The sequence below is a fragment of the Erythrobacter sp. S57(2025) genome (genome assembly GCF_057365055.1).
Map to the genome: position 1 here is coordinate 2063032 of NZ_CP200299.1, position 22672 is coordinate 2085703.

Genomic DNA, 22672 nt, shown 5'->3' on the forward strand with positions numbered 1-22672 from the left:
CCCGGTCGTTGGACCGGGCCCTTTTCATTTTTAGAGCAGACTTCCGAACGGTTTAGAGACCGCCAGGACCGCAATCGTTCGCAAGATAATCGAGCATCTTGGTGTAAAATTGCTGCTGATGGTTGAACATAAGGGTGACATAGAAGTGATCAGCATCATCTAGCGTCACAAATTCGCCGGTTTTGCCCGCTTCCTCGAATACCTTCTTATAGTCTTCGAAGTGGTAGTACAGCACGCGGCTATCATCTTCACCATGCACCATAAGCAGCGGAATGTTGACCTTCTCAACCTCGTTGTAGGGGTTAGTGCCGGTCGTCACACCGCGCGTTTGAAACCATTCATCAAGCGCCTTTGAATTGATGCCGCGCTTGATGTCGTTGTACCAGATTTCAGGTCGCGACACGGCAGCGCCAGCAATCGCACACTGATAGATATTGTCTTCACGCGCGGCCGCAACCAAAGCTGCATAGCCACCATAAGACCAACCAAACATTGCGATACGATCTGGATCAACAAGCCCTTGCTCTACCAAATAGAGCGCACCGTCGTCTTTATCATCCTGCATCGCGCCGCCATGCTCACCCAAGGCAAGATCAAAGTGGCGCTTGCCCCAACCAACTGTTTGGCGATAGCCGGGTTGCAGAACCATGTAGCCAGCGCTTGCTAGCAATTGGCCCCACTCGTCATACGTAACAGTTTCGGGAACCGCCGGCCCACCATGTGGCAGGACGATCAATGGGAATGGCCCCTCGCCTGCAGGCTTCGTAACATAGCCCGGGATCATCAGACCGTCGCGTGCTGGGTAACGAATGAACTCAACATCAGACAGCTGGTCAGGATTGATAAGCGGGTTGCGGCTGCCAAGCTTAGCGAGCTGGCCGTTCTGGACCAACCAGAACGAACCTGGATCACGTGGACCACGGTTCGTCACAACCATCGAACGGCCATCGTAGGAGCGCGATGAAATGCTGATTTGATGCGCATATGGGATCTGCGCTTCGAGGGCTTCGTACAAAGCCTTTTCTTCTTCATCGAACCAGTGGCGTTCCATTTTCGCGCCAGGATAACGCGCCCATGCGAGTTTGTCGTTGCCAGGGATGGAATGTGTCCCAATGCCCATGACATCTGCATATTCAGGCTTGAACATCTCTTCGACATATTCGCCTGTTTCGATGTTAACGAGCCAGAGCGACGCATTGTCTGAACCGTTGCGCGCTTCAATCACATAAATCAGGTTGGGGTCTTCATGATGAAGGCCAGCGACACCCTGAAAACCACCAATCATCGTGTAGAGGTTATCGGGATCATCCTGATCAAGTCGCTCACCAAACTCCGTCCACGAACCTTCGCCCGGCTTGCGGTAGTAATTGATGATGTTGCCATCAGAATCCACCCCAATAGCCGTGCGTGGATTGCCCTGACTGTCGAAGCGGATTTGTGCGTATTTGCGCGTACCGCGTAGCTCGAGCTGGCGCGCACCAGTTTCGAGGTTCAAACGATAATACGCGCTTGGACGGAACGCCGCCGTTGGATCGTTACCAACACCGCCGTTAGGCGGAGCGCCTGACGAAATCAGGATGGTATCTGGCTCATCTGGAAGCCGCGAAGCAAGCGAGAAGCGGCCACGCACCTGGCTGAATTTGTTGGTTTCCAAATTGTAGAAATAGCCCGCGTAATTGCGAACATCTTGTTCCTGACGGCGTACATTTTCGCGCTTGATTTCCCAAGCACCGCCAAAAATCACATTACTGCTGACCCATGTCGCGCTGGTGATTTCCATCGGCTCGGCGTTCAGCGTGCGATATGGCTTCGTCAGATCATCTGTTTTGAAAATCTGGAGCAGATACTCGCCATCGCGGCTTGGATTGATGTGTACCAGAAGATGTTTTCCATCCGGCGAAATTTCAACCTGGTTCACAACATCGCGAAGCGCCCAAACATCGATTGGAACTGAGGAGGTGGCCTGCGTTTCTGCAGGGGCTGCTACACTTAGACCGAGCGTAGAGACACCCAGCATCGCCGCCATAATCGGCTTTTTGAGTAAGTTCATGGTAAAAGTCTTCCCGTTGGTTCTTCCAGTGGATCCCCTGCGAACCTGCGTCACCTCCAAATCGGCAAACTCGCAAGGGCGATAGTAAGCAAAAAAGCGGCCCCTCGGCAAGTCCCGAGAGGCCGCTCTTTTCATGTTTCAACTCGCTAAGAAGCGATCAGAAACGATAGTTGATCGATCCGAAGATTTCGCGACCGTTATAGTCATAACCAGCACCCAAAGCGGTGTTTGAGATATCGGTTACGCCAGGTGCAAATGGGCTGATCTGTGGCGGTGCAGTGTCGAAGATGTTGCTGACGCCGAGGATCACCTCAATGGTGTCATTGCGATAGCTGACCGAAGCTGTGTGCAGGAATTGCTCATCAGCAAAGTCAACCGGACGACAGAATACACCGTCGCCTGCAACGATACCATCTGGAACACCAGCTGCATCACGCGAACCGCCACCAAGGCAGGTTACGCTTGCGCCCTGGAAGTCACCATTCTCATCGAAGCCGAAGGCATCACGGAATGGGTTCTCAACATCTTCATCGGGACCGAATGGACCGACATAACGAGTTGTCCAAGAGAGACGGAAGTCCTCCCAATCAGCCGAAAGCGTCGCGCGGCCAGTCCATTTCTGGAAGCCAACTTCACCAACGTCTTCATCAGCAGTCTGCTGAAGGTTGTCCGGATCGATGAAGAGAGTGCTACGCTCAATCAAGCGGTTGGCACGGACGTTAAGGTTCAGACCAAACAGCTCGCCACCGATCGTGACATCTTTCGCTGCGCGAAGGTTGAAGTCCAGACCACGAACGCTTTCTTCATCAAAGTTGATGAAGCCCGCAAAGACATCTGAAACCAACTGGCCGCCAGTTGTTGCGACACTGATCCGGTCACAGAATGGGCTGCGGGTTGGATCCTCGCGAGTGTAGCAATCGCTGACAATGAACTGAGCATTAGGTGTGACGATCGCGTCTTTCACCTTGATGTCGTAATAGTTCATGCTGAGAGCCACGTCGAAATCACCAATTGAATCATCAAAAGAGAAACCAGTGGTGATCGAGCGTGATGTTTCAGGATCGATTGTCAGACTACCGCCGCGTGCAACTTCAACGCTCGGGTTCTGAATCGGAGGAAGCGAACCGCCACCGGCCGGATCAGGCTGCAAACCAGTAGTAGTTGGGTCACGACCTTCGCGAAGACAGTTATCGAGCGTCGTCTGATCGCGGGTTTCTCCCGTTGGATCATAAACGCCGTTAACATCATCAAAAGCATCATCTGGAACGGCGCATGGGTCAAACAGGGTGTTAAATCCTGTTTGCGAGCCAAGGAAGTTCTCACGAAGGTTTGGCGCACGGAACGAAGTACCATAGCTGAACTTGAGCAGCAGAGGTGAAATCGGACGCCAGCCACCTTTGACCGAGAACGTACCGTTCGTGCCGTAGAACTCTTCATCCGTGATACGACCGGAGACGTTCACAGTCAGTTCTTCGACCCAAGGTTTGCCTGCCATCAATGGCACGTCGACCTCAGCGAATGCTTCACGGATCCACTTGGAACCTTGTGCACCGCTATCAGCGAAGAAGCCGAAGAACAGACCGTTTGAAGCAATTGCGTTTGCTTGGCTGTCGATCGAGTCTTCGCGCCATTCAGCACCAACCACGACACCAACTGGACCAGCTGGCAATTCGAACAGGTCACCAGTGACAAATGCACTCAGAACAGTTTGCTCATAAACGGTGACGAATGAACGATCACCAAACAAGTAGTCCGTTTCAGCCTGCGTTTCGAACCTACCTTGAGCAGAGTTCAGAACGCTTGGTGCGAACAGGTTCACCGGAACACAACCGGTAGCCAGATCTGGCAGTGCTGCGTTCGGGTTGGCAAGTGCCGCCGTATCACAAGGGGTGATTGCTGACGGGTCACCAACGATCTGAGAAATCAGACCGTTACCGATCGTCTGACCAGAAATGTAGTCATCTGCGATGCCGTCACCGTTGTTATCGAAGACGCCGTCACCATCGAAATCGGCGGTCGGGTCAATACCCAGCGACAATGCCAGACGGTCTTCGCGAATACCGCGAACATTCGAAGTACCCTCGGCGCGCGAGTAAACCGCTGATGCTTCAAAGGTCCAGCTCGACCCGATAAAGGGCAGGTCACCACGCACACCAAGCACGCCGCGATATTGCTCTTGAACAACGTCGGTGTTGTTACGATCGCCTTCGATAGCGAAAACCGGGCGAACCGAAATCGGTCCCAATGCGCTACGGCCAGAACCGGGCAGTGACGCTTCGGTGTCGGCACGGCAATCAACGCCGGTTACGTCTGTGTTACACGGGTTGAACGCGTTGTTATCAGGCACAAACGGGAAGATTTGAGCGAAGAATTCATTCTCACCGAAAATCTCAGCGCGTGTGTACATCGCTTCGAAGAACGGAGTGATGTTTGCCTCACCTGGGAACGTGTACTCACCATAGGCGAGGATGTTGTAGCGCTCTTGTTGGCTCAGGAACGTCTGCTCAGGGTTTGCACCGTTGAGGTTATAATCGTTCAAGAAGTCCAGATCGCGAACGCCGTCACCATCTGCATCAACAGGAGAACCACCGAAGAACGATTCACTGAACCCAGGAATGCCCGAGTTACCGGTTTGCGTGCCATAGGTGGTCGGATCAAAATAGATCGAGCCGACAGAAGTGAATGGAACGATGATACGACCGTTAAAGCCCTGCTGAGTACACTCGCTCGTCGAGGTTGTGATTGTCCCTCCAGAATCGGCCAGAGCATTCACTTGCTGGTCGATACCGAGGCGGCGGATCTCGCCAGTGGTTGTGAGGTCAAGAGCCGTCGTACAACCACGGAAGAAGTCACGATCGCTCAGACGAATGCTGTCGCGATAATCGTATTCAGCACCGATGCCAAAGAAACCGCGATCCGTGTTGAAGCCCCATGCCGCACCGACTGTATAATCGTCGCCGCCGCCTTGTGGGTTAATGTTACCAAAGGCAGTCAGTTCGAGACCATCAAAGTCCTTACGAAGAATAACGTTACCTACACCGGCAACAGCATCCGAACCGTAAACTGATGACGCGCCGTCGAGCAGAAGGTCATAGCGTTCGATCAGCGTGCTTGGCAGCAAGTTAAGTGAAGGAGAAGTCGGAGCACCTTCCACACCAGCAGGCGCCAAACGGCGACCATTGATGAGAAGCAGCGTACGGTCCGCACCCAAACCGCGAAGGTCAAGAGTGGTTGAACCTGGACCATTGTTAAGGACGAAGCCCTGGAAAGTGGCGTCAATTTGGACACCGGCAGCAGCTTCAGAGCGCTGCAGAATGGCGGTTGGATCGAAAACACCAGCTTCTTGCTCTGTGCGTGTGCTCAGAACCTGAAGCGGCGAGATAGAGCTGTAAGTGTCGCGCACAATACGCGAACCGGTAACGGTAATACCTTCGTCGACAGGCTGACCTTGCGAGCCTGACGTGATTTCTACCTGCTCTTCTTCCTCTTCCTCTTGACCCTCGTCAGCGGCGTCTTGCGCGTGAACAGGGCCGGCAACGACAAATGCAATTGCCGATGCAGAGAAGGCGAGCGCCTTCATTGAATTGCTGTGAAACTTTTTCATGATCACTCCAGTTGCGACAACCGAAGCCTTGGTCCGTGGCCCTAATCTGTTTTGAACAACTGCAACTTACCCCGATGCAGCTGTAAACACCCCTTTTGGACGCACGGCAAAGCCCCTGCGGTGTCACAGGTCTGCAATAGAACCGGGGCGAATGTAAATGCGCCGTTCATAAAGCAACGGCGGTTCAGGCGACTTTATCCACTTGTGTTGCGAGAATCCCACAGGGTGCATTTCGCACTCGCAACATTACTCTCACTTTGGTTTCCAAAAAGCATATAAACACCCCGCCTGTACGCAATAAATCGTCAAACACGTATTTTGCGTCGACAGACGGATAAAGCGTTCCATGCGATTTAGACGCCGAGATGGGGTGATTCTGTCACAACTCGGCCCACGCTAACGAGAGAGCCGCAATTAGCGACCTCAACCGACCTCAATCTTCAATTCACCGTCGCCTTCATCGACCTTGACCGTCGCGCCGTCGCTAACCTTGCCTTCAATCAGCATCTCAGCGAGTGGATCTTGCAAGTAGCGTTGCACTGCCCGTTTGAGCGGGCGGGCACCGTAGACTGGGTCATAACCAACCCTGCCAAGCCATCGCAAAGCGGCATCAGACAAATCGAGCGTGATTTTGCGATCATCGAGCAGCTTTTGCACGCGCTTGACCTGAATACTCACAATCGGCGCCATATGCTCCATCGCCAAACGGTGGAACAAGATGATCTCATCCAGACGGTTCAGGAATTCGGGGCGGAAATGCCCGCGGACCACGTCCATCACGGCGTCTTCAACATCCGCAACCTTCCCATCATCGGGCATATTCGCAAGATGCTGAGAGCCAAGGTTTGAGGTAAGGATAATGAGCGTGTTCGAAAAATCGACCTGACGTCCCTGCCCGTCTGTCAGATGCCCATCGTCGAGCACTTGCAGCAGCACATTGAATACATCGGTGTGCGCTTTTTCGACCTCGTCGAATAGCACCACCTGATATGGGCGACGCCGCACAGCTTCGGTAAGGACGCCGCCTTCGTCGTAACCAACATAGCCCGGAGGCGCGCCGATCAGCCGGGCGACCGAGTGCTTCTCCATAAATTCGGACATGTCGATCCGAACCATTGCCTGGTCATCATCAAACAGGAATTCTGCCAACGCCTTGGTCAGCTCTGTCTTACCAACGCCCGTCGGGCCGAGGAACAGGAAGCTGCCAAGCGGACGGTTCGGGTCTTGCAGGCCAGCGCGCGCACGCCGCACCGCTTTGGAGACCGCTTCGATGGCCGGCACCTGACCGATCACGCGTTTGCCGAGGATTTCCTCCATCTCGAGGAGTTTCTCGCGCTCGCCTTCCATCATCTTGTCGATGGGGATACCGGTCCAGCGACTGACGACGCTGGCAATGTCTTCCTCGGTCACTTCTTCGCGCAGCAATGCGTTTTCGGTGAGGTCTTCCGCTTCGGCGAGTTTCTTTTCTAGTGTCGGGATCGTGCCATAAGAAAGCTCGCCAGCTTTGGCGAGGTCGCCTTCGCGCTGGGCTTGTTCCAGTTCAAGCCGCGCATGATCTAGCTCTTCCTTGATCTTGCCTTCGGCCTCGATCTTGTCGCGCTCATTCTGCCAGCGTGTGGTCAGCTCGCTGCTTTCTTGCTCCAGTTCAGCAAGTTCCTTGCGCAGGTTTTCCAGCCGATCTTTGGAAGCATCGTCATTTTCTTTGGTGAGCGCGGATTCCTCGATTTTGAGCTGGATGATCCGGCGGTCGAGCGCTTCGATCTCTTCGGGCTTGCTTTCCACCTCCATCCGAATGCGCGATGCCGCCTCATCCATCAGGTCGATGGCCTTGTCGGGCAGGAAGCGGTTCTGGATGTAGCGGTCAGAGAGCTTCGCCGCCGCAACGATTGAACTATCAGTGATCCGCACACCGTGATGCAGCTCGTACTTGTCCTTGATGCCGCGCAGGATGCTGATCGTGTCCTCAACGCTCGGCTCATCGATATATACCATCTGGAACCTGCGTTGCAGCGCAGGGTCTTTCTCGACATATTTTTGATATTCATCGAGCGTCGTTGCGCCGATGCAGTGCAGCTCTCCGCGTGAAAGCGCAGGCTTCAGCAAGTTGGAGGCATCCATAGAGCCTTCGCTTGCGCCCGCGCCGATCAGCGTGTGCATCTCATCAATGAACAAAATGATCTGGCCATCGGCGTGCTTCACTTCATCAAGCACTGACTTCAAGCGCTCTTCAAACTCACCGCGATATTTCGCGCCGGCAATAAGAGCGCCCATATCAAGGCTCATCAAAGTGCGCCCCTTTAAGCTGTCGGGCACATCGCCATTGGCAATGCGCAGCGCGAGACCTTCCGCAATCGCAGTCTTACCCGTGCCCGGCTCACCGATAAGCGCAGGGTTGTTCTTGGTACGCCGTGCCAAAATCTGAACCGTGCGGCGGATTTCCTCATCGCGGCCAATCACCGGATCAAGCTTACCATCGCGCGCAGCTTGGGTCAGATCGCGGGCGAATTTCTCCATTGCGTCATAAGTGCTCTCAGCATTCGCGCTGTCGGCTTTCTTACCGCCACGAAGATCCTCGATTGCTGAATTCAAAGCCTGCGGCGTGACGCTCGCTGCCTTCATGGCGTCACGTGTAGAGTCGGGCGCAATTGCCAGCGCGGTCAGCAAGCGCTCAACGGTCACATAGGCATCGCCCGCCTTCTCCGCGAGCTGTTCAGCGCTGTCGAGCACTTTCACAGTGTCATTATCAAGGCCCGGCGTTTGCTGCGCGCCGGAACCGGTAACGACGGGCACTTTAGAAAGGCCAATATCAACCGCGCTCACCGCCAATGCCGCTTCACCGCCAGCGCGCTGGATAAGGCCTGCTGCCATGCCCTCTTCGTCTTCGAGCAGCGCTTTCAATAGATGCAGCGGCGTGATCCGTTGGTGGTCCATCCGGATCGCAACCGTCTGCGCGCTCTGCAAAAAGCCCTTGGCCCGGTCGGTGAATTTATCGAGATTCATATGTGTCCCTCTAAAGCGCACATGAGTTGATAGGTGTGTTACTCAGATAGGTAGGTCTAGCCTCTGTATTTGCAAGCTTGCTTGACCTCGCATCACCAGTTCCGCATTGATCCACGTCAAGAGAATTGGGGAGAGAATTCGCGTGCGATGGATCAAAGGCAGCGCAATTGCGGTTGTTGCGACTGTATTGGCAGCGTTTGTTGGCTTTGCAACGTGGGAGCCTCTCTTCGCTGAACAAAGCGAGACGCCCGCCACCAGAGAATACTCCGCAGAAATCGTGCGCGACGAATATGGCGTGCCGATGATCTATGGCGAAACCGATGCCGATGTCGCATTCGGCGTGGCCATTGCCCATGCGCAAGATGACTTCTTCACCCTGCAAGACGTCGCTGCCATGTCAAAGGGGCGATACGGTGCGATTGCGGGAGAGAGCGGCGCGCAGGTCGATTTCCTGTTTCACCTGATCGAAGCGGATGAAGTGGCGCGGCGCGAATATCCCTCACTCCCCGCTGAAACCCGCGCGGTGTTCGAAGGGTATGCAGCTGGCATGAACCATTATGCCGCGCAAAACCCTGATCAGATCAAGCTGGCGAACCTCTTCCCCGTCAATGGGGAGGATATGGCAGCAGGCTTTGTTCTGCGACAGCCATTGTTCTTTGGCTTGGGAGCAACCGTTGGACAACTGGTTGCAGGCGACGAACTTCGGCGGGAATTTGGCCCAGACATCCCAGGATTTCCGCGTGCGCTCGCGCCGTCTGATGCACCAAACAAACAACAGGCTTTGCTCCACCCGTTTGGTGAAGAAAGCGAACTGATGGGGTCCAATGCCTTTGCCGTCACGCCAGAGCGTTCGGGCGGGCCGACCACCCTTATCTCCAATTCGCACCAACCCCTTCGCGGTGTGGTCGCGTGGTATGAGCTGGGTGTACAAAGCGGCGAAGGCTGGCATCTGACCGGCGCAAATCTGCCCGGCACCCCCTTCCCCGTGCTCGGCCACAACGAAAACCTTGGCTGGACCTACACCGTCAATCGCCCCGACCTGATCGACATCTACGAGCTCGAAGTCGAGACACGCGATGGGGTGCTCCAATATCGCCTCGATGATGAATGGCTGGAGCTGGAGGAGAACAGCTTCACATTGGCCGCCAAAGTTGGGCCGATCACAGTGCCCGTCCAACAAACCACCTATCGCAGCGCGCATGGCCCGGTGATCAAGAACGACAAAGGCTACTTCGCGATCCGCTATGGCGGGATGGACAGCGTTGCGCAGATGGATGCGTTTTACAGGCTGGGTAAAGCGAACAATATGGAAGAATGGATGGCGGTCTACGAACGGCTCGACATCCCCAATTTCAACGTCGTCTATGGCGATAAACAAGGCAACATCGCCTATATCTACAACGCCGCCTTCCCCGATCGCCCTGATCTCGACGAGGTTCAGGCGAACTGGCGAGGTATCCTCGATGGCACACGCTCTGATCTGATCACTCAAGGTTCAGTTGGCTTTGACGAGATACCCAAGGTCATCAACCCAGGATCGGGCTGGCTGTACAATGCCAATAACGAACCCTTCACCGCAGCAGGCGAAGGCAGCGATCTTAGCCCGGATGATTTCTCGCCGGTCTATGGCATTGAGCGCAAACAGACCAACCGCTCCCTGCGTGCGCTCCAATTGCTGAGCGAAACACAAGGCCCGCTGACCCGCGCTGAGCTGGAGCGGATCAAATATGACACCGGCTATATCAGAGCGAATTACCTCGACCGGATGATGGGCGAGGTCGAAGCGATTGCGATGGGCGATTATGCCGAAACCACGCCAGCGATTGATGCCGCGAATTTGCTCGTCACGTGGGACTATACTGCAGACAATCAAGGCGACGCCGATGCGCTCGCTCTGCTGATGATCCGCGGCTTTATGGGCGCGGAATACAACAACACGCCCTGGCCTGATGTTGAAGAGCGGCTAACCCAAGCGCATGACCACCTAATGACACATTTCGGCAGGCTTAATCCGCCGATGTCGGACCTGTTGCGTCTGCGGCTTGGCGATGTTGATCTGCCACTCGATGGCGGGTCTGACACTTTGCGCGCATCAACCACATGGCGGGTCGATGATGATGGGCGGTTCGCGCTGGTTCATGGCGACAGCTTTATCCAATGGGTTGAATGGCCAGCCGACGGCCAAGAGACTGGAGGGCGTGTCACCTCACGCTCAATCCAGCCCTTTGGCGCTGCTAATGGCCGTCCTGATAGCCCACACTACACCGATCAGATGCAGCTCTATGTCGATCATAAATTGAAGCCGGTGCGTTTTTGGGAAGAAGACGTGCGCACCCATGCCCGCTCAACACAGACAGTCACAAATCATGTCGCCAATGCGCAATAATGCGCTACACAACCGTTACTAATTGAATCCTCAAGAGGAGAGACCACCCATGAAACTCCGTTTTGCAACCGCCAGTATTGGCGCACTTGCCATCGCCACCGCCGCTCCTTTCACCCCGGCTCTTGCCGATGCGCATATGGAAGCAGGCGAATCTGCTGAGATGGGTGACCTCGAACAATTGGTGGCGCAGGTTGAAATCCCTTATGAGGAATTTGAGCTGGAGAACGGCCTCACGGTCGTAGTGCACGAGGACCGCAAAGCACCAATTGTTGGCGTTGCTGTGTGGTACAATGTCGGCTCCAAGGACGAACCGCAGGGCCTCACCGGATTTGCTCACCTGTTCGAACACTTAATGTTCAACGGATCGGAAAACGCACCGGCGGACTATTTCCAGTACCTCCAGGAAATGGGCGCGACCGATTACAACGGCACAACCAATTTTGACCGCACCAATTACTTCCAAACAGTCCCGCGCCCTGCGCTTGAGCGTGCGCTGTGGTTGGAAAGCGACCGCATGGGTTATCTGCTGGGCGCCGTTACGCAAGGGAAGCTCGATAACCAGATCGGCGTTGTGCAAAATGAAAAACGTCAGGGCGATAACCGTCCCGGCGGTCTGATCTTCTACGAAATCCTTGAGACCATCTTCCCTGATGGCCACCCTTATCAGCACTCAGTGATCGGTTCGATGGCTGACATCGAAGCGGCAACCATGACCGATGTGCAAGAATGGTTCCGCGACAAATACGGCCCTAACAACGCCACCCTAGTGCTGGCTGGCGACATCTCCGCTGAAGAAGCGCGTCCGCTGGTTGAAAAGTGGTTTGGCCCGATTGCACGAGGCCCGGTGAACACGCCTGCATCAGCTGACATTCCCACACTCGAAGAGCCCGTGCGCAAAGTGATGTACGATCAGGTCGCAGCGACCTCAATTAACATGTACTGGCCTGCGCCCGGTATTATGAGCGAAGACCTCGTCGCGCTGAATGTTGGCACACAGGTGCTTGGCGGGCTGCTGTCGAGCCGTTTGGACGAAGTGCTGGTGCGCGATGAGCAATTGGCGGTTGGCGTTTCCGCTGGCAATTTTGACTTCCAGCGCGTCGGCATCATCAGCGTGAGCGCCACGTTAAAAGACGGCGTTGAGTTGGAAACACTCGAAGCGCGCCTCAACGAGCTGGTCACAGAATTCATCCAGACCGGCCCGACCGAAGACGAAGTTCGCCGTGCAGCCACAAGCAACCTTGCAGGCACAATCCGTGGCCTTGAACAGGTCGGCGGATTTGGCGGCAAGGCTGTGGCGCTTGCCCGCGGTGAAGTGCTGGCCGGTGATCCCGGCTTTGCTGTCGATCAGTTGGCTTTGTTGGCATCCATCACCCCTGCCGATGTGACCGCCGCAATGCAGAATTGGATGACCAAGCCTGCCTTCACTCTGGTGCTCGCACCGGGTGAACGGACCGGCGAATATGAAGAGGCCGCGAGCGTCACCAGCGATGGTGATGCAACAGAGCGTGATCGCGGTTCGGAAGAGATCACCGTTTCGCTCGAACGCCCTGCTCCGCCGATTGATACGGTGGCTCAGCTCGACTTCCCAGATGTGCAGCGCACGACGCTCGCCAATGGCATGCAGCTAACCTATGCGCAGCGTGATGCGGTTCCTGCGACTTACATCACGATGTCGTTCGACGCTGGCACAGCAGCAGACCCTGTCGATATGCGCGGGCTTGAATCGCTGACACTTGGTCTGTTTGATGAAGGCACGCAGAACCTATCCTCGCAGGCTATCGCTGAAGAGAAAGAGCGCCTTGGCGTGAACATCTCGCTTGGCGGCGGGGATGACCGTTCAAACTTTACGCTGTCGGCTCTGTCAGCCAATCTTGCGCCATCACTCGACCTGTTCCGTCAGGTTATCCGAGAGCCTGCCTTCAATGAGGCAGACCTTGAACGCGTGAAGGCGCAGACCATCACCGGCATCCGTCAGCAAATGCGCTCCCCACAAGGGATCGCGGGCCGCGCGATTGGTGCAGAACTGTTTGGCACTTCCGCCCCTTATGGCGGGGTGGAAACGGTTGAGAGTATTGAGGCGATCACCCGTGATGACTTGGTCGGTTTCAAAGACACATGGATCCGCCCTGACAATGGCGAAGTGTTCGTGATCTCCAGCCTTTCTATGGATGAAGTGGTCGAGCAGTTGAACGGCGCTTTTGGTGACTGGACAGCTCCGGCAGGCGCGATGGGTTCGAAGGACTTTTCAAACCTGCCAAGTGCAACCGATGGCGGGCGCATCGTCCTCATTAATCGTCCCAATTCACCACAAAGCTTTATCCTTGGCGCACAGATCACGCCGCTGAGTGCAAGCGATCCGGCCTATGTCGATTTCACCAATGCGAACAATTCGCTTGGTGGCAACTTCCTCGCACGGCTCAATATGAACCTGCGCGAGACCAAGGGTTGGAGCTATGGCGTACGCGGTGGACCTAATGCGCGCGAAAACGCTGTGGTCTACACAATCGGCGGCGGCGTTCAGGCTGATCGCACAGGTGACAGTGTCGCAGAGATGATCCGCGAGACCGCCTACTTCCTCACCACCAACGGCGTGACTGAGGAAGAGCTGGCCCGTAACAAGGCAAGCGAAATCGGCGAGCTTCCGGGCCGCTTCGAAACGTCAGGCGCGGTGCTCGGCGCGATGCGCTCCAACGCGCTGTTTGGACGTCCAGACAATTACTATGAAGCTCTGGTCGAACGCTACAATGCGCAGACCGCAGACAGCTTGGATGCAGCAGCCCGTGCGGCGCTGGATGTGGGTGATTTTGTCTGGGTCGTCGTTGGCGATGCAGAGCAGGTTCGCCCCCAACTCGAAGCGCTCGGCATGCCGCTGGAAGTGCGCGAGATGGACACCTCTGAGTAATTATGCAGCCCAGCGGGCTTGCCCGTGACGCTACGACTTACATGGATTGGGGCGGCAACATGGTTTGCCGCCCTTTTTCGTGCCTGCAATAGAGGTTGAACCGCTCGGAGTGACGTGCCAGAAGCTTGCCCGAGCACTTGGCCGAGAGGGCCTCGGCGCGCACAGAAATATGCGAATTTAAGGAGACAATGGATGTCAGTTTCAGGAACCTACAATACGACCGTCAAAAGCCCAATGGGCGACCAATCTGGCACATTCACAGTCGTCGATAATGGCGATGGCACATTCTCCGGCAACATGGCTGGCGGCATGGGTTCAATGGACGTCGAAGAAGGCAAGGTCGACGGCAACCAGCTGACCTGGAAAATGAACATGACTGTTCCCATGCCAATGACACTCGATTGTGAAGCCACGATCGAAGGCGATACGCTGGCAGGCAACGTCAATGCAGGCGCATTTGGCGCGATGCCAGTGACGGGCACCCGCGCTTAAGCGAACCCGTTTTCAAACACGAAAAAGCCCGCCGTAAGCTTCATGCTTGCGGCGGGCTTTTTCTTAGCTCTCAGCCGGTGATTAGCCTGCCAACTGAGCGACTTCCTGGTCGATTGCTTCGATTACCACAGCGCATTTTGCATCATCTAAAGCATCGCGGTGTGGCGGTCCCCAATCGCCTTTATCATTGTCGAAATAGTCTCCGCTGCGCCCATCAAACTCGGGCGAAAGCGCCGCTCTCACGAGAATGTCGACACCGATTGAGATATCGTTTCCGGCAACCCCAAAGCCCTCTTTCACCATCTTGCTGGCCAAGAGCGAGCCTGGGTTTATCGCAAAGAATTGCGGTCCTCCTGGACGCTGCCGCGCCATGACCGTGTTCCACATAGTCAGGGCAAGCTTGCTTTGCGCATAGGCATCCATCTCACGCGATGCCTGAATGCTTCCACGCAAAAGCTCCAAATCAACTGGTGCCTGCGCTGCGGAGGAGAGGTTGAGGATGCGAGCATCCTTCGCCAGTTTCGGCATCAAAAGTCGGGTCAACAGAACCGGCGCAAAGGTGTTGACCACAAACCTCACATCATGGCCGCTCGAGATGCGCGGCGTCGCGGTCTTCAATATGCCTGCATTGTTAATGAGCACGTCGATCTTGGCATGGTCAGCGCTCACTTTCTTAGCCATCGTTGCAACTTGAGAAAGGTCGGACAGGTCGGCGAGGTAGGCCGCAGAGGCAGCGGTGCGATCGCCCAATACCACTCCAGCAGCATCGGTCAATTTGTCCTCATTGCGGCCATTCAGCAGCACTTCGTGGCCGTCCTTTGTCAAGGCTTTGGCCGTTTCGAGCCCTATGCCATCGGTTGCACCAGTAATCAGAATGACCGCCATGCATTGGTACTCCTATTGAGTGCTTTCGGACGGCCAATCTAATGCCTCTTTCGGCACAAAAAAGGGCGCGCGCCAACACAAGCAGACGCGCGCCCTAATCCGTAAGAGGGCCAAATCCTTAGCCGAATTGCGCCTTGTGACCGGCATCATCGCCAGCTGCGAGCAGCTTGGCTTGATCGACCCATTTATCGCGGGTGATGCGCCCTTTGATCTTTAGATACTGATCAACTTCAGCGACATCAGCATCGCTCCAATGGGCGATTTGGTCGAAACGCATGACGCCTAGCGAATGGCACAGATCGTTGAGCTTTGGACCGATACCCTTGATCCGCGTCAGATCATCTGCCTCACCGACTGCAGCTGCAATCTTGGGCTTGTCGAGCATTTCGGCAGCTTTGTCCTTGGCATCAGAGGCCGCCGCAACGGCTCCTGTACCAGCGGCTGCTGCACCGCTTGCGACAGTTCCGGCTGCATCTTTTGCCGTATCGACTGCGCTGGAAGCGGCATCACCTGCTGCGCTCGTAGCACCTTTTGCAGCGTTGACAGCACCAGTGGCTGCATCGCCAGCAACATCAGCGGTTTTGGTCGCTGCACCAGTTGCTGCGCCCGCTACGCCAGTGGCCGCATTGCCTGCTGTATCTGCGGCATTCCTCGCCATGCCGCCCGCTTTATCGGCCGCTTTGTCAGCCGTGTCAGACACCACGGAGCCAAGTCGGCCCCAAATCCACCACGCTGTCAAAAGTCCGATCACCAATGCTGCCAAAAGACGCAACGGTGAGTTTGCAATTATATCCCACATAACCCTGTCTCCTTCAGCAGTTTCAGATCGCGCCCTTATCGACGCCTTTGACCGTCTTGCGGCCCCAGATAAACCAACCGATCACAAGGCCGAGAAAGAACATCGCCATGATCAAGAGCCAGGTTTCCATCAAAAGTGGCATGATTATTCTCCTTCAGACCCAGCGTTAAGGGTGAACTCAATACGGCGATTGGCAGCGTTTGCACCGTCACCTTCAACAAGTGGCTGGCTGGAGCCAAATCCAGTTGCCGTGATCCGGGCAGCCGCAACACCTTGTTCTGAAAGCGCCGCAGCCACCGCATCAGCGCGTGCCTGACTAACGCTCATATTGATCTCGTCCGAACCGGTCGCATCGGTGTGCCCTGCAACCCCGACGCTCATGCCTGTGCAGGCAGTCAGGCGCTCTGCGAGCCCTTCGATGATGGCTGCTGAAGTGGGCGAGATATAGGCGCTGCCGCTTTGAAAATTGATCGACTTGCCATCCATGAACGCGTTTACGCTGGTCTGGCAGTCAGCGACCTGTTCTTCGCTTGCTCCCGTCACGGCCTCGGCATCTTCGACACCAGTTGATAGCTCCTCAGCACTGGCCAAGGCAGCATCACCATCCGCATCAGCCTTAGGCTCAGCCGCGCTGCTATCGTCGGCTTCGTCAGCAAAGATCACCTCGCGCACGCCGACGCTGGCAAGCAATTCAGCTTTGATCCCTTCGCGCTCTGCGGGGTCAGTCACACCTGCAACAATCGCCGTTCGCGCCAATGGATCACGCTGCATGGTGAGCGAAGCACCCTCAACGCCGCTCGCCGCGAGCACGCCTTGCGCTTTCGTCTCAACACTGTCGATATAGCCAGCGCCAGTGGCCGTATGCGCGCCATAAGCGAGCAAGGATGCCACTGCACCGCCAACCAAACCCTTGGTCAACCCGTTCATAAATGATCCCTCTTTTACCCTGCGGAGAAAGGTACAGAGGGGGCGAGGCGTGTAAAGTCCAAACTTGTAATGTCGGCGGGGGTGGTTGGAGCGTCAGCCGAGCCGATCTTTAAGGATCTGGTTCACCACAGCCGGGTTCGCTTTGCCCTGCATCGCCTTCATGGTCTGACCCACGAAGAAGCCGAACAGCTTGTCTTTGCCGCCCTTATATTGCTCAACCTTGTCCTCATTATTGGCGAGGATTTCGTCGATAGCAGCTTCGATAGCTCCGGTGTCGGAGACTTGTTTCAAGCCTTCAGTATCGGCGATCTCGTCAGGCTCGCGGCCTGTTTTGAGCACGATTTCGAAGATTTCTTTGGCCTGACCGCCGCTGATCTCGCCCTTGTCCTGCATCGCGAGGATGCTGGCCTGGCGGGCGGCTGTCGCGTGGCTGGCATCGGCTTCATCGCCGACCTGCTTGATCACGCCCGGAGCCACCGAAAGCGCCCAGTTGGCAACTTGGGTGGCGACCTTGGTTTCAGGCTTACCGATCGCATCCGCAGCCGCACTAAGCAGCGTTTCAAACCGCGCGAAGGTTTCAACCTCTGCCGTCAGCTCGCGTGCATTATAGGGCGTAAGGCCCAGTTCTTTCTCATACCGGACACGCTTGGCATCGGGCAGTTCGGGTAGCGACGCGCGGCAATCGGCGAGAAAGTCATCCTCCAGCACAAGCGGCAGCAAATCGGGATCGGGGAAATAGCGATAATCATGCGCGTCTTCTTTCGAACGCATGGTCCTCGTCGTGCCGGTCGCGACGTCAAACAGACGCGTTTCCTGATCAACACTGCCACCGCTTTCGAGGACATCGACCTGACGGTTCGCCTCATACTCAATCACTTGCATGACGAAGCGGACAGAGTTCACGTTCTTCGTCTCAGTCCGCGTACCCAGCTCATCACCCACCTTGCGAACAGACACGTTCACATCGGCGCGCATAGAGCCTTCTTCCATATTGCCATCGCAGCTGCCGACATAGCGCAGGATCGAGCGCAATTTGCGCACATAAGCGCCCGCCTCAGCAGGTGAGCGCATATCGGGGCGGCTGACGATCTCCATCAGCGCGACGCCTGACCGGTTAAGGTCGACATAGGACATCGTGGGGTGCTGATCATGCATCAGCTTGCCAGCGTCCTGCTCGACATGAATGCGCTCGATCCCGATGATTTTATCTTCGGGGATGCCGTGCTTTTCATCCGCTTCAATCAGCAGCGATCCTTCGCCCACCAGCGGGTGGTAAAGCTGGCTGATCTGATAGCCCTGCGGCAAATCGGCATAGAAGTAATTCTTGCGATCAAAGCGCGACCATTTGTTGATCTCAGCCTCAATCGCCATGCCGGTGCGGACCGCTTGACGGATGCATTCGCGGTTGGGCACCGGCAGCATGCCGGGCATGGCTGCGTCGACAAGACTGACCTGACTGTTGGGCTCTGCGCCAAAAGTCGTATCCGCGCCAGAGAACAGCTTGGATTGCGAAGTCACCTGCGCGTGCACTTCGAGGCCAATCACGACCTCCCATTCACCAGTTGCGCCTTGGATGCGATAGTCACTCATTTTCGCTTGCCTTGCTTGTATCAATTCGTTGTGCGGGCCGTGCTGGGCCTTGATGTGTGCTCTGCTTGGGCTCGTTGCTTTTGGCCTTGTCCGAAATCACTTTGCCATCTGCGTCAAAGCGCGCCTCACCATGATCAATCGTCTTGCTCAGGAACATCACCAAGCCTGCAAGCAGCACAAAGGCAATGAGGAAGATCATGACGAAGATGGAAGTGAAGGTCATTGCGCTGGCCTATGCATTTTCAGGCTCCAGCAACCCTGCCTCTACCGCTTTCAACTCAGCGCGGACGACTTGGTCGAACTTCTTCGTGCCGGTCACGGTGATCTCTTCGAGGAAGAGCACGCTCAGATTGCGATATTCGGGGTAGTTCGCCAGCTCGCGAACGGTCGCGGCGAAAAGCGGCCCGTTGTGAACCGTGCGCGTCTTGATATCCATTTGCGCGTGAAGCGATTTTAGCAGCTCGGCATAGGCGAAGAACCGCTTGTTCGGCTCCTCTGGTTGCGGCTTGCGAGCGCGCAGGATCAGGCTGATCGCAACCAGCCACGCTGGGACTACAAATCCCAAAGCGACAATCGCCAGAATTCCCCATTCAAACGGGGTCACCACCACTTCTCCGGTGCAGCATCAAACCCGGCGCGTTCTTGGATCGCAAGGCCTGCGTTAAGGACCATCTGTTCGTCGAAAGGTTTACCCACGAGTTGCAGGCCAAGCGGCAGACCATCGGGATTGAGGCCCGCAGGGACGCTCATTGCAGGAAGGCCTGCGAGTGATGCTGGCACCGCAAAGACATCGTTCAAATACATCGTCAGCGGGTCATCGTTGAGGCTGCCCAATGGGAACGAAGCGGTTGGCGTAGTCGGTGCAAGGATCAGATCACAGCTCGCCCAAGCTTGCTCAAAATCACGCGCAACCAAAGCGCGAACCTTTTGCGCCTGCGTGTAGTACGCATCGTAGAACCCAGCGGAGAGCACATAGGTACCAATCAAAATACGGCGCTTCACCTCATCACCAAAACCAGCGGCGCGGGTTTCGGCATACATGTCTTGCAGACCAGCCCCATCAGGCAGATCGCGCAAACCGTAGCGAACGCCATCATAGCGTGCGAGGTTTGATGACGCTTCTGCGGGCGCGATGATGTAATAAGCGGGCAGCGCGTATTTGGTGTGTGGCAGTGAGATATCGACGATCTCAGCGCCTGCATCTTTAAGCCACGCTTTGCCCTGTTCCCAGCTGTCGAGGATCGCCTGATCGGTGCCCTCCATGCGGTATTCTTTGGGAATGCCGACGCGTTTGCCTTTCAGGTCGCTCGACAAAGCGGCTTCCCAATCGGGCACATCCATTTGAAGGCTGGTCGCATCCTTGGGGTCAAAGCCCGCCATCGCGCCCAGCATGATCGTGCAATCTTCGACAGAGCGCGCCATTGGCCCTGCTTGATCGAGCGAGGAAGCAAACGCCACCACGCCCCAGCGCGAGCAGCGGCCATAGGTCGGCTTAATCCCGCAAATTCCGGTAAAGGCGGCAGGCTGGCGAATAGAACCGCCTGTGTCCGTACCCGTCGCCGCAGGCGCAATGCGCGCGGCCACGGCGGATGACGACCCACCCGAGGACCCACCCGGCGACATGGCGGCATTGGTGCCCTCTTTACGCCATGGGGAGCTTACATTGCCAAAATAGGACGTCTCGTTCGAACTACCCATCGCGAACTGATCAAGGTTGAGCTTGCCCAGCATCCCTGCGCCCGCGTTCCACAGGTTCTGCGAGACGGTGCTTTCATATTCGGGCTTGAACCCTTCGAGGATGTGGCTGGCCGCAGTGGTTTGAACGCCGTGGCTTGCAAACAGGTCTTTCATGCCAATCGGCACGCCGCCCATTGCCCCCAAATCCTCACCCTTTGCGCGCTTCGCATCGGTCGCATCAGCGGCGGCGAGCGCGTGATCAGGCGTGGTGACGATAAAGGCGTTCAGCTCAGCAGCGCTTGCAACGGCGGCGTTGAAGCTTTCTGCCACTTCGCGCGCGGTGAAATCGCCTGAGGCAACCCCGTCGCGGATCGCCTTGACGCCAAGAGAGGTAAAATCGGTCATATCACTCAATCACCTTAGGCACGCCAAAGAAGCCGTGCTCTGCCGCAGGGGCATTGGCGAGCACTTCGTCACGCTTGCCACCGCCGGTTTTGGGGTCTGCATTCACCACATCATCGCGCAGGCGAAGTGTGTTGGGGATCACCGCGCTCATCGGCTCAACGCCATCGACGTTCACCTCACCTAGCTGTTCCACCCATTCAAGGATGTTGTTCAGCTCAGGCACCATCCGCTCAAGCTCTTCATCGCCCATCTTGATCCGGGCAAGCCCTGCAATCTTGGCGACGGTCTGTTTATCAACCGACATGTATTCGTGTCCTTGATGAAAGGCTGCGAGCGACCTCGTGGCCCAATCACTAAAAAGTTACTCGATCTTACTGACCCTGAGGCGGGCCACCTGGTCCACCCGGAGCACCGCCTGCCCCACCTGGAGGGCCACCCGGTCCAGCTGGCTGCAAGGCTCGCTGCAGGATGGTGAGATTACGGTCAAACGTCTCACGGTTCATGAAATCGACCACTTCGATCTCAAAAATCAGATCAGCATTTGGCGGGATCGGAGCGCCGGGAGGCGGCTCTGCGCCATAGGCGTCTTCGGATGGGATAAAGAGCTTGTACTTACCACCGCGCTGCATCTGCTGCAGGCCTTTGTAGAAGCCTGGAATAGTCGCGTCAGGCTCGAGCGGGAACGGGCTGCCCTCTGGGAAGACACCTTCCACGGGAAGCGGAATGTCCTGCGATTCGTCAAAGACTTCTCCGGTCGCTGCCAAACTGCCCTTGTACTTCACAAAGACCATGTCGCCTTCCTGCGGGAAATCACCCTCGCCAGCGACCAAAGTTTCCATGCTGAAACCCTTGGGCATGGCAGCATAGGCAAGGCCTGCGCCCAGCAGGATGGCAATAATAACGCCAAGCCAAAGTTTGGTGAGTGAGCCTTTGGCAATCGGCTGCAACGGTACGCGGGTGACTTCTGTCATGAATGATCCCTAAAACGAATATGCGCCAAACAAGCAAAAGGGCGCGAAAATTACTCGCGCCCTGATGGCTTATCCGATGGTGCGATTCAAGCGGTTCTGACCTTGCAGAGCGCTTAATTCGTACAAGATAGCTTACTTGATGCCGTCGCGTTCCATACGCTTACGCTCAAGCTTACGAGCGCGGCGCACAGCAGCAGCCTTTTCACGGGCACGCTTTTCGGATGGCTTTTCGTAGTGACGACGCAATTTCATTTCGCGATAAACGCCTTCACGCTGCAGCTTCTTCTTAAGCGCGCGCAGGGCCTGATCGACATTGTTATCGCGAACCATGATTTGCATAAATGCTCACTACCTTATCTTTACAACGCGCTAGAGCCCGCTGGTTTCGCTGCGGGATTGCGCACAAAATTGACGCTGGAAAAGGCGCGATTCTCTGCAGAACCACGCTCAAACTGGGCGCCACATAACGTTTACCAACCGAATTGGCAAGGCAAATGCCCGCCACAGGCAAGCCTAAAGCGATAAGTAGGTGTGGCGCGATGGCAACGCGCTCGCTAAGGCGGGTCGCAAATGTCTACTCCTTTCCTTTCATCCGTAATGCCCACGCTGTTCGTCGCGCTGGGCGGCGCCATTGGTGCAGCGGCGCGCTATCAGGTTGGTCTCTTGACCGTTCGATGGGCGGGTCCCGGGACACAATTTCCGTGGGGCACGCTAACGGTCAATGTGCTTGGCAGCTTGATCATGGGCGTTTTGCTGGGCTGGTTTGCCAAGGGCGGTGCGGAAAGCGAGAACCTGCGCGTCTTCCTGATCGCGGGGCTGATGGGTGGATTTACGACCTTTAGCGCGTTCAGTGCAGAGCTCGTCACGATGATCCATCGCGGGCAGGCGCTGTGGGCGCTTGGCTATGCCTCCGCCTCAGTAATTGCCGGCATGGCTGCTTTTCTAATCGGGCTGATCGCCGCCCAAAGCGCGACGTGAGTTCCT

17 protein-coding genes are annotated in these 22672 nt (G+C 56.1%); 4 read left to right on the forward strand and 13 right to left on the reverse strand.

Features of this window, described 5'->3' with window-relative positions; translation table 11 throughout:
- Positions 1-52: 52 nt before the first annotated feature.
- From AC0V6N_RS09960 to clpB, 3 genes are all read right to left on the reverse strand, one after another.
- Positions 53-2050, reverse strand: a complete 1998-nt coding sequence (locus tag AC0V6N_RS09960; protein WP_486171405.1) for an alpha/beta hydrolase family protein — start codon at positions 2048-2050, stop codon at positions 53-55.
- Between the two features lie 157 nt (positions 2051-2207).
- Positions 2208-5654 (reverse strand): TonB-dependent receptor domain-containing protein, encoded by a 3447-nt coding sequence (locus AC0V6N_RS09965; protein WP_486171406.1) that lies wholly within the window; start codon positions 5652-5654, stop codon positions 2208-2210.
- Positions 5655-6077: 423 nt separating this feature from the next.
- Positions 6078-8654 carry an ATP-dependent chaperone ClpB gene (gene clpB, locus AC0V6N_RS09970; protein WP_486171407.1) on the reverse strand — a complete coding sequence of 859 codons (2577 nt, stop codon included), beginning with the start codon at positions 8652-8654 and terminating at the stop codon, positions 6078-6080.
- A gap of 142 nt (positions 8655-8796) precedes the next feature.
- On the opposite strand from clpB, the gene AC0V6N_RS09975 reads away from it, so the two are divergent.
- The 3 genes from AC0V6N_RS09975 to AC0V6N_RS09985 all read left to right on the forward strand — a co-directional run bounded on the left by AC0V6N_RS09975 (position 8797) and on the right by AC0V6N_RS09985 (position 14434).
- Positions 8797-11040, forward strand: a complete 2244-nt coding sequence (locus AC0V6N_RS09975; RefSeq protein WP_486171408.1) for a penicillin acylase family protein — start codon at positions 8797-8799, stop codon at positions 11038-11040.
- Between the two features lie 49 nt (positions 11041-11089).
- The gene (locus tag AC0V6N_RS09980; RefSeq protein ID WP_486171409.1) at positions 11090-13942 is read left to right on the forward strand and encodes a M16 family metallopeptidase; all 2853 of its coding nucleotides are present in this window, start codon (positions 11090-11092) and stop codon (positions 13940-13942) included.
- 192 nt (positions 13943-14134) lie between these two features.
- Positions 14135-14434 (forward strand): hypothetical protein, encoded by a 300-nt coding sequence (locus AC0V6N_RS09985; protein WP_486171410.1) that lies wholly within the window; start codon positions 14135-14137, stop codon positions 14432-14434.
- An 81-nt stretch (positions 14435-14515) separates the two neighbouring features.
- On the opposite strand, the gene AC0V6N_RS09990 is transcribed toward AC0V6N_RS09985, so the two are convergent.
- From AC0V6N_RS09990 to rpsU, 10 genes are all read right to left on the reverse strand, one after another.
- A complete protein-coding gene (locus AC0V6N_RS09990; RefSeq protein ID WP_486171411.1) occupies positions 14516-15319 on the reverse strand; it encodes an SDR family NAD(P)-dependent oxidoreductase in 804 nt (267 codons plus the stop codon).
- A gap of 118 nt (positions 15320-15437) precedes the next feature.
- Entirely contained in the window at positions 15438-16118 is a 681-nt protein-coding gene (locus AC0V6N_RS09995; RefSeq protein ID WP_486171412.1) for a hypothetical protein, read from the reverse strand.
- A 144-nt stretch (positions 16119-16262) separates the two neighbouring features.
- On the reverse strand, positions 16263-17045 hold the full coding sequence (locus AC0V6N_RS10000) for an OmpA family protein (protein WP_486171413.1): 783 nt from the start codon (positions 17043-17045) through the stop codon (positions 16263-16265).
- Positions 17046-17138: 93 nt separating this feature from the next.
- Positions 17139-18635 carry an Asp-tRNA(Asn)/Glu-tRNA(Gln) amidotransferase subunit GatB gene (gene gatB / locus AC0V6N_RS10005; RefSeq protein WP_486171414.1) on the reverse strand — a complete coding sequence of 499 codons (1497 nt, stop codon included), beginning with the start codon at positions 18633-18635 and terminating at the stop codon, positions 17139-17141.
- Positions 18628-18858, reverse strand: coding sequence for a hypothetical protein (locus AC0V6N_RS10010; RefSeq protein ID WP_486171415.1), 231 nt, complete (start codon positions 18856-18858; stop codon positions 18628-18630). Before AC0V6N_RS10010 ends, gatB begins: the two co-directional genes overlap by 8 nt.
- Before the next feature lie 9 nt (positions 18859-18867).
- Positions 18868-19239, reverse strand: a complete 372-nt coding sequence (locus tag AC0V6N_RS10015) for a hypothetical protein (protein WP_486171416.1) — start codon at positions 19237-19239, stop codon at positions 18868-18870.
- Entirely contained in the window at positions 19236-20717 is a 1482-nt protein-coding gene (gatA, locus tag AC0V6N_RS10020) for an Asp-tRNA(Asn)/Glu-tRNA(Gln) amidotransferase subunit GatA (protein WP_486171417.1), read from the reverse strand. Before gatA ends, AC0V6N_RS10015 begins: the two co-directional genes overlap by 4 nt.
- Before the next feature lies 1 nt (position 20718).
- Positions 20719-21021, reverse strand: a complete 303-nt coding sequence (gene gatC / locus AC0V6N_RS10025) for an Asp-tRNA(Asn)/Glu-tRNA(Gln) amidotransferase subunit GatC (protein WP_486171418.1) — start codon at positions 21019-21021, stop codon at positions 20719-20721.
- Between the two features lie 67 nt (positions 21022-21088).
- A complete protein-coding gene (locus AC0V6N_RS10030; RefSeq protein WP_486171419.1) occupies positions 21089-21688 on the reverse strand; it encodes an FKBP-type peptidyl-prolyl cis-trans isomerase in 600 nt (199 codons plus the stop codon).
- 132 nt (positions 21689-21820) lie between these two features.
- Entirely contained in the window at positions 21821-22027 is a 207-nt protein-coding gene (rpsU, locus tag AC0V6N_RS10035; RefSeq protein ID WP_006834591.1) for a 30S ribosomal protein S21, read from the reverse strand.
- Between the two features lie 231 nt (positions 22028-22258).
- On the opposite strand from rpsU, the gene crcB reads away from it, so the two are divergent.
- Positions 22259-22666: a fluoride efflux transporter CrcB gene (crcB, locus tag AC0V6N_RS10040; protein WP_486171420.1), complete on the forward strand. Its 408-nt coding sequence runs from the start codon at positions 22259-22261 to the stop codon at positions 22664-22666.
- Positions 22667-22672: the final 6 nt, after the last annotated feature.

Excerpts from the sequence above, each read along its gene's own strand:
- rpsU (WP_006834591.1), bottom strand. The coding sequence starts at position 22,027 with ATGCAAATCATGGTTCGCGATAACAATGTCGATCAGGCCCTGCGCGCG.
- AC0V6N_RS10030 (WP_486171419.1), bottom strand. The coding sequence starts at position 21,688 with ATGACAGAAGTCACCCGCGTACCGTTGCAGCCGATTGCCAAAGGCTCA.
- AC0V6N_RS10000 (WP_486171413.1), bottom strand. The coding sequence starts at position 17,045 with ATGAACGGGTTGACCAAGGGTTTGGTTGGCGGTGCAGTGGCATCCTTG.
- AC0V6N_RS09965 (WP_486171406.1), bottom strand. The coding sequence starts at position 5,654 with ATGAAAAAGTTTCACAGCAATTCAATGAAGGCGCTCGCCTTCTCTGCA.
- AC0V6N_RS10010 (WP_486171415.1), bottom strand. The coding sequence starts at position 18,858 with ATGACCTTCACTTCCATCTTCGTCATGATCTTCCTCATTGCCTTTGTG.
- clpB (WP_486171407.1), bottom strand. The coding sequence starts at position 8,654 with ATGAATCTCGATAAATTCACCGACCGGGCCAAGGGCTTTTTGCAGAGC.
- gatA (WP_486171417.1), bottom strand. The coding sequence starts at position 20,717 with ATGACCGATTTTACCTCTCTTGGCGTCAAGGCGATCCGCGACGGGGTT.
- AC0V6N_RS09995 (WP_486171412.1), bottom strand. The coding sequence starts at position 16,118 with ATGTGGGATATAATTGCAAACTCACCGTTGCGTCTTTTGGCAGCATTG.
- crcB (WP_486171420.1), top strand. The coding sequence starts at position 22,259 with ATGTCTACTCCTTTCCTTTCATCCGTAATGCCCACGCTGTTCGTCGCG.
- gatB (WP_486171414.1), bottom strand. The coding sequence starts at position 18,635 with ATGAGTGACTATCGCATCCAAGGCGCAACTGGTGAATGGGAGGTCGTG.
- AC0V6N_RS09980 (WP_486171409.1), top strand. The coding sequence starts at position 11,090 with ATGAAACTCCGTTTTGCAACCGCCAGTATTGGCGCACTTGCCATCGCC.
- AC0V6N_RS09960 (WP_486171405.1), bottom strand. The coding sequence starts at position 2,050 with ATGAACTTACTCAAAAAGCCGATTATGGCGGCGATGCTGGGTGTCTCT.
- AC0V6N_RS09985 (WP_486171410.1), top strand. The coding sequence starts at position 14,135 with ATGTCAGTTTCAGGAACCTACAATACGACCGTCAAAAGCCCAATGGGC.
- gatC (WP_486171418.1), bottom strand. The coding sequence starts at position 21,021 with ATGTCGGTTGATAAACAGACCGTCGCCAAGATTGCAGGGCTTGCCCGG.
- AC0V6N_RS09990 (WP_486171411.1), bottom strand. The coding sequence starts at position 15,319 with ATGGCGGTCATTCTGATTACTGGTGCAACCGATGGCATAGGGCTCGAA.